Origin of the sequence: Arthrobacter sp. H41 (genome assembly GCF_000520535.1) — a bacterium.
GTDB lineage: Bacteria > Actinomycetota > Actinomycetes > Actinomycetales > Micrococcaceae > Arthrobacter_D.
Map to the genome: position 1 here is coordinate 18,550 of NZ_KI914771.1, position 6,756 is coordinate 25,305.

Here is a 6,756-nt window from a genome sequence, read left to right on the forward strand (position 1 = left end):
CCGACGGCGAGCAACTGCGCCTCGCCCCGCGCCTGCCGGACAAGCTGCACCGGATCGCGTTCCGTCTGCGCTGGCGCGGCCAGCGCATCGCTGTCGAGACGACTCGTGCGGGAACCACCGTACGACTGCTCGATGAGGGCGGCCGGGAGGTCCCGATCCGGATCGACGGAGAACTGATGACACTGACCGCTGCACGGCCCGTGACAGCGCCACTGATCGAGCCGCACCCGGACACGGCTCCGCCCCAGCAGCCTCCCGGGCGGGAACCACGCGCCTGAAAGTTCCGCGGGCTAGTGCTCGCCCCGCGGCTGGGGATCGCGGTCGATGATGCCCATTCCCTCGAGCTGCTCGGACATTCCCGCGCCGTCGGGCGCGTACACCCAGGGGATTCCGGGCGTGGTGTCCTTCGGCGCCTTCTTCGAGCGGCCGCCGGCCAGAACCGCTTCACCCGCGGACAACTGGCGAATGGCGATGGCCCTCACGTTGTCGGGGTGGCGCTGGGCGAACTCGGCGTAGATCACTTCGTCGTGCTGGCCGTCGTCGCCCACCAGGAGCCACTTCGTGTCCGGGAACTCCCGCGCAAGCCGCTCGAGCGATGTGCGCTTGTGGTCCTGGCCGCTGCGGAACCACCGGTCCCGCGTGGGACCCCAGTCAGTGAGCAGCTTCGGGCCGGCCGGGTAGAGGTTCCTCGAGAGGAAGCGCGTCAGGGTAGGAGCCACGTTCCAGGCCCCCGTCGAGAGGTAGAGCACAGGCGCCGAGGGCACGGTGCGGGTGATGCGCTCGTAGAGGACGGCCATGCCCGGCGTGGGGGTGCGGGCGTGCTCATCGAGCACGAACGTGTTCCAGGCTGCGAGGAAAGGACGGGGCAGCGCCGTGACCATGACCGTGTCGTCGATGTCGGAGACGACGCCGAAGGGCGCAGCCCCGTCGACGACGCGCATCGGCGCGTCCGCCACCCGTGAGTCGCCCGAGCGAAGGCGCACAGTGTGCCAGCCGGGTTCGAGGTCCACCTCGATGCGCGCATCGATGACCCCTCCCCGATCCGCCGTCACCTCATGAGTTGAGCCGTTGACCTCCACCTGCACCACGGCGCCTCCCACCGAGGCACTGGTGAAGTTGCGCCAGCCGCGCATGCCCTCCTTCAGCGGCTTGAGCGGACCGGCTGCGGGAGCCGGTTCGCTGTCCCGGGGATCCGCGAGCACTACCCTGGCCAGCACCCGGAGCCAGCTCGTGGTGCCGTACCCGGTGTAGGGAATGACCGTTTCGACGTGTCCGCGCTTGAGTGCCAGCCGGGTCTGCAGAGCCAGCCACGTCTCGTCGATCCTCATCGCGAGGTGGGTGCGCTCCTTCACTTCGACGGGAGGGATGTCGATACTCTCCGCGTTCCCCGGAATTCCCCGGGCTGTGCCGGCCGTGCCAGAAGTGTTGGGTGAGGAATCGCCCGAGGGCTGTTGATCAGGGGTCGAAGACATGCCTTCAGTTTGCCATGGGACTTTCACGGGTTTTGTCAGGTTTCGGCTCCGTCGCGCGGGACACCCCGGGCTATCAAGGTAACAGCGTTGCAACAACTCGGCATCGAGGCGCAAAAGGGGGTTGTCCTATCAAGAGGCGCCCTGCAACCCTTGAATATCTATAGGGGGAAACATGACTACACAGCACGGCAGCTACGTCCATGATTCACACTCCGACGGCGCGCTCCAGCGCTGGGCCGATGTCTCGGCGGACGGAACCATCGCGGCACAGGCAGGGACAGACCTGGCTGCCGCTATTTCCTTCGGAAATGCCCAGGGAGCGCTCGAAGCACTCGCCAATGGAACGACTTCCTTGAGCGACGACGACGTCAAGGCCCTGCACTACGCCAATGAGATGTGCGACCTTCGGATGTACGAGGCGCTGGTGACCCTCGACGACGACGGACCGATCCTCCCGGAGAGTGTCCGGCACGCGATACTGGCGATGGAACGGGACGGCTTCTGGGAAGACCGTCCGCAGTGGGTTCTCTGAGGTAACCGAACCTTCGTTCAATCGAGTCCGAGTCGAGACCCGGAGGTCCCACGGATTCGTGCAGGTCGGCTTGAGAATGGTCTCTGGGGTACGAACAAAAATTGGTGGGGGTAGAAGTATGCAGTGGTTGAGGAAGAACAAGACGTCCATTCCGGCTTACGTGGCACTCCTGGCGGTCGCGAGCTTCTGGGTTGCCGGAGGAGTCGGAGCCCTGGACCTCCTGGGTGACGCGCGCTCCCCGATGGCCATGCTTACCGGACTGTATCTGATGCTCGCCCTGGTGGCCGTATCGATCATCATCACGGTGCTGGCCCTGACGGATCTGACCCGCAGGGCGTCCGACTCAAAACGTCGGCGGCGGATGATGCAATAAAGGGGTAGCGGTCCCCCAAGCTTCAGGACAGACCTGGAAAACAGCAATCCTGCGGGTGGCTCCGCAACGAATGACCCATATCCACGCACCCTGTGGAAGCAGCAGTTGCCGGCCCGTTTCCTGGTTTTCCGAGGAGCATCATGAGGACTTCAGTTCTTCCATCGCCTCGCATCTTCGACGTGGCATGGACCCGCGAGCAACTCATCATTGTCGCGGAGGCCAACCGGGAGTCACAGGAACATTCTGCCTACCGCGGCGCCGCCCGCGCGATGGCCGGCACCGGCAGGCACATCGACACGGCCCGCATCCGCGCGCTGGTCATCGAGGTGATGGGCGGGATCGAGGACACGTACTACATCTGTTCATCCCTGCAGTCCGCGCACCTGGCCATCAGCTTTCCCGACCGTTTCACGAAGCGACAGATCGAACTGCTGACCTATCCGCTGGAGGCTGCGCTCTGCATCGGTGCGGAGCGTCTCGCCGGAACTGCTGCCTGACGTCGGCCTCTCGCGGCGAGCCGGCGGCGCCGTCGTCAGCCCTGCTTCAATGCGAGGAATTCGGCAAAGGACAGCGGGCGCCTACCCGTGATGGTTTCGATATCACTGCTCACCACCGCCAGTTCGTTCGCGGCGATGGCCGTGTAGGTCGAAACCCACGCCTCGACCTGCCAATCCGCCGCTCCGAAGCTTTTGCGCGATTCGTACGCTTCGGCGAGGGCCTCGTTGAAGAAGATGACCGGAGTTCCGCGTGCCTCCCTCAGCGTTCGGGCGATTTCTGTCAGGGTGAGCGCTTCCGGCCCGGTCAGGTCATAGGTCCGATTGCGGTGGGCAGCAGGGTCCCTGAGCACGGTTGCGGCGGTCCGGACGATGTCGGCGCGGGTGACGACGGCCACCCGCCCGTTCCCTGCCGGACCCCGGATGATGCCGTCCGCGCCGGCGAGCGCGGGCATCAGGTCGCTGTAGAAGCTGTCGCGCAGGAACGTGTAGTCGATGCCGGCGGCCCTGATGTATTCCTCGGTGGCGAAGTGGTCCCGCGCCAGGGTGAAAACGGCATCCGGGGCTGCGCCGAGAAAGGACGTGTAGACAAGGTGCCGCACCCCTGCCTCTTTCGCAGAGTCGACGAAGGCGCGATGCTGGCCGAGACGGTCGACGTCCTCCGACGCCGAGACCATGAACAGCGTTCCAACCCCTTCGAGGGCTGCCCGCGAGGCAGCACGATCGGAGTAGGAGGACTGGAGGACCGCCGTCCGGTCAAGCTGCGGTGCTCTGGCCGGAGTGCGGACCAGGAGCCGCTGCGCTACACCGGCGCCGGCGAGAAGGCGTGCCACACCTCCGCCGATGGCGCCCGTGGCTCCGGTGACTGCGAGGGATGCTGGATCATTCATGGAGCAGGCCGAAGGACCGACTGCACGATGATGAGATTCTGCCCGTACTGCTCGTCCAGGGATTGCTGGATCGCTCCGTCGTCGAAAGGCACGGTGATGACGAGGAAGCCGTTGGATATCCAGGATTCGAGGACGTCCGGTTGCCGGGCGGCGGAAAGCTCTGCCTGGATGCTGGTGAGCTGGTGTTCATCGCCGTCGCCCGTGCTTCCTTCGGCCAGCCTCGGATCGACGAACGGCATGGTGTCGTACAGCGAGAGCGGAATGGGATCCCCCGTCCTCGTGAATTCTGAACCGTCCCAGGTCCCCTGCACCGCGTACGCACCCCATGTGACGCCCGATGCGCTTTCGAATTGGTCCACCGTCGACCAGTCCCAGCCCCGAAGAACCGGTCCCGTGCACTGCGGCGGGTAGGACTCCGCTACGCCTCCCAGGCAGAACTGCGGCGGCTCGTTGTCCTTCTGCAGCACCGTTCCCTGACCGATGAGCTCTCCGATCGCCGGCGTTCCGGATGCGGCAGGGGTGTTGATCGACCCACTCCGCGGAGGTGCGACGTCGGCACAGCCCACCAGGACGATCATTCCCACCGCGCTCATCCCGACCACCAGAAAGGTTCGGATGCTGATGGATTTGTCGTGGCGAAAATACCCGTTCCCTGGATGCACTCGGTTCACCCCCGGCTCACCGGTCGACGGCGGCAAGAATGGCAGCACCGAGCTCGGCCGGTCGGGTGAACTGCGGCCAGTGCCCCGTCGGCAGGTCCATGTACTCGACGTCGTCGATCCGTGCGAGCTCAGCCACGAACGGGTGGCCGGCCTCGATCCACTCGGTGAGCATGGCGGCGGGGAACTGGCACGCGATGATGGTGGCCGGGACGTCATAGCGTCGCTCGTCGGAAAGGTGCTGCGCGTCGGACGCGACGCCCCGTGGCTGGGGGATGGCACGTTCGCGGAACGCCCTCCGCAGTTCGTCGTCCAGGTCCACGAGGTCAGCCTGCGCGAAACTGTCCCATGGCGGCAAAGGAATGTCATCGCCATCGGCCGTGAGTTCGTCATTGATGGCGCTGCCCTCCCCCAGCGGCCCGCTGTCCACGTACACGGCCCGGGCCACGCGGTCCGGGCGGGCGTCCACGGCACCGTGGATGACGGCGCCGCCACCGGAATGGCCCACGAGGACCACCGGACTCTCGATGGTGTCGATCACCGCCACCACCGCGTCGATGTGGTCCCGCAGGCCGATGCCGGCGCGCGGCACATCGGTCGCTCCAAGGCCCGGCAGAGTGAGCGGAAGGACCCGGTGTCCGGCGGCCACGAGAGGCGGGGTGACCTTCTCCCACGACGAGGCGTCCAACCAGAAACCGGGAACCAGGATGATGTCCATTCCGGTAGGTTACGCCCAAATCCGAAAATTCCTGAGGGCTCCTTTTTCCTCCTCCGGCAGGATTAAGATGCAGGAGGACCACTTCGAGGCCAGGGATGATATGCCGCGAGGCAGTCCATAGGGAATACCACCCGCACCACCGGCACCGGAACCATCACTGTCGACCTCACCGGCAACGAGGCCACGGTCAAGCTTCAGGTCTCCGGCCTGGGCGAGACCTTCGTGGAGGGCCCGTACCGCACGTGCAGCACATCCACGGAGGAACTCAGGGCACCTGTCCCACGGCTGCCGCGGACCAGAACGGCGACGGCTTCGTCTCGACGACCGACGGCGTCCCCTTCTACGGGGGCATCCTCACCACCCTCACCACGAGCGGACCGACGGGGCCGGACGAGGGCCTGAACCTCGCCCTCGCCGGTCAGGGTGGCAGCTACACCATCGAGCGCACCTTCGAGATGAACCAGGCAACCCAGGACACGCTCAAGGCGGGAACCGCCGTCGTGGTGGTCCATGGCGTCGATCCGCTCACCGCGACCGGGGACGAGGGCGGCTTCAACTCCATCAGCGACATCTCACCGGATCTATCCGTGGGGGTGACCTCACCGGCGCTGTGCGGAGCCCTCGTCGCGCAGCAGGTGGGAGCCATGCCCAGGGGTGGTGCCGGCACCGGCGTCGCGAATACAGGGAATACCGGGAATACCGACGGGGGCTTGACCACCCTCGGTGGAGGCATGATCCTTGCCGCTGCCTCAGGCGGCGCCTGTGTGGCCCGCCGGCGCAGCAGCTGACTCAGGAACAGCATTTCTCTTGATGGGTGCGCCGCTGCCGGTTCCTCGGCAGCGGCGCACCGCTTCTGATCGAAGGAGGGCCTTGGCTGCCTGAAGTTTCAGTCCGCCGGCTGTTCGTCAGAGGTTTTCGGACGCGAGCGGAGGAACCGATCCACGAAGAATTCGAAAGCGACCCACGCAATCAGCCGACCCAGCCCGGACAACACCTCAGTCATCGTTGCTCGCCTTCCTGCGGCATGAGCGGGAAATTACCCGCCGTTCGTCCTGTCACTATGCCGGAAAGCCTGCGAAAGGGCCATGCCACCTTAAAGCGTCGTGAGCACTCAGGTGTTCGGGAGTGTGGCAGGTGATGCAGCCACCTACCTACCTACACCAGAAGGAAGTCCACAGGTAATCACTACGCTGTTTTCGCTCAGCCCGCTGGTCGAGCATGGGCATACGCGAGCGGCAGGTATGTCGGGAAGAACAGGTGGGGAATGGCTGATGTACTGGGCACCGGTCCGCTGATGACGGTGGCGGAAGTCGCAGAGGCAATGCGCGTGTCGAAGATGACTGTGTACAGGCTGGTCCACGCCGGCGAGATGGGCTCGGTCCGCATCGGGCGCTCCTACCGCATCCCCGAATCGGCGCTTGAACAATATATTGCCTCGACCAACCCTCAGGAGCCGCCACCGGCGCCTACCGACAAGGGCACTGCAGCCGGCCCTGACTGATAGTGGAACTTCCACGGGAATACGACCACCCCGAACACGCCGCTCCGCGCAGGACGAGATGATTCGTCGCTACCCGCTACCCGCTACGCGCCCATCTTCGCTGAGTCAACCCGTCCC

General features: G+C 65.5%; 10 protein-coding genes. 6 read left to right on the forward strand and 4 right to left on the reverse strand.

Features of this window, described 5'->3' with window-relative positions; genetic code table 11:
• On the forward strand, positions 1-278 hold a 278-nt coding region (locus tag Y705_RS21000; RefSeq protein WP_275450796.1), incomplete at its 5' end, for a glycosyl hydrolase family 65 domain-containing protein.
• Between the two features lie 12 nt (positions 279-290).
• Here Y705_RS21000 and Y705_RS0103565 read toward each other — a convergent pair.
• Entirely contained in the window at positions 291-1,328 is a 1,038-nt protein-coding gene (locus tag Y705_RS0103565; protein WP_253908467.1) for an App1 family protein, read from the reverse strand.
• Between the two features lie 316 nt (positions 1,329-1,644).
• Here Y705_RS0103565 and Y705_RS0103570 point away from each other — a divergent pair, with 316 nt between their 5' ends.
• From Y705_RS0103570 to Y705_RS0103580, 3 genes are all read left to right on the forward strand, one after another.
• Positions 1,645-2,004: a hypothetical protein gene (locus Y705_RS0103570; RefSeq protein ID WP_026531852.1), complete on the forward strand. Its 360-nt coding sequence runs from the start codon at positions 1,645-1,647 to the stop codon at positions 2,002-2,004.
• A gap of 118 nt (positions 2,005-2,122) precedes the next feature.
• Positions 2,123-2,377, forward strand: coding sequence for a hypothetical protein (locus tag Y705_RS0103575; protein WP_026531853.1), 255 nt, complete (start codon positions 2,123-2,125; stop codon positions 2,375-2,377).
• A gap of 140 nt (positions 2,378-2,517) precedes the next feature.
• Positions 2,518-2,874, forward strand: a complete 357-nt coding sequence (locus tag Y705_RS0103580; RefSeq protein ID WP_026531854.1) for a hypothetical protein — start codon at positions 2,518-2,520, stop codon at positions 2,872-2,874.
• A 35-nt stretch (positions 2,875-2,909) separates the two neighbouring features.
• Here the strand turns inward: Y705_RS0103580 and Y705_RS0103585 are convergent, their stop codons facing one another.
• The 3 genes from Y705_RS0103585 to Y705_RS0103595 all read right to left on the reverse strand — a co-directional run bounded on the left by Y705_RS0103585 (position 2,910) and on the right by Y705_RS0103595 (position 5,138).
• Entirely contained in the window at positions 2,910-3,761 is an 852-nt protein-coding gene (locus tag Y705_RS0103585) for an SDR family oxidoreductase (RefSeq protein ID WP_026531855.1), read from the reverse strand.
• Positions 3,758-4,354: a hypothetical protein gene (locus tag Y705_RS17135; protein ID WP_155849897.1), complete on the reverse strand. Its 597-nt coding sequence runs from the start codon at positions 4,352-4,354 to the stop codon at positions 3,758-3,760. Before Y705_RS17135 ends, Y705_RS0103585 begins: the two co-directional genes overlap by 4 nt.
• Positions 4,355-4,439: 85 nt before the next feature.
• Positions 4,440-5,138, reverse strand: a complete 699-nt coding sequence (locus Y705_RS0103595) for an alpha/beta fold hydrolase (RefSeq protein WP_026531856.1) — start codon at positions 5,136-5,138, stop codon at positions 4,440-4,442.
• Between the two features lie 242 nt (positions 5,139-5,380).
• Between Y705_RS0103595 and Y705_RS0103600 the strand changes: the two genes are divergently transcribed.
• Both Y705_RS0103600 and Y705_RS17140 read left to right on the forward strand, forming a co-directional pair.
• Positions 5,381-5,926, forward strand: a complete 546-nt coding sequence (locus Y705_RS0103600) for a hypothetical protein (protein ID WP_049822217.1) — start codon at positions 5,381-5,383, stop codon at positions 5,924-5,926.
• A 476-nt stretch (positions 5,927-6,402) separates the two neighbouring features.
• A complete protein-coding gene (locus Y705_RS17140) occupies positions 6,403-6,639 on the forward strand; it encodes a helix-turn-helix domain-containing protein (protein WP_049822218.1) in 237 nt (78 codons plus the stop codon).
• Positions 6,640-6,756: the final 117 nt, after the last annotated feature.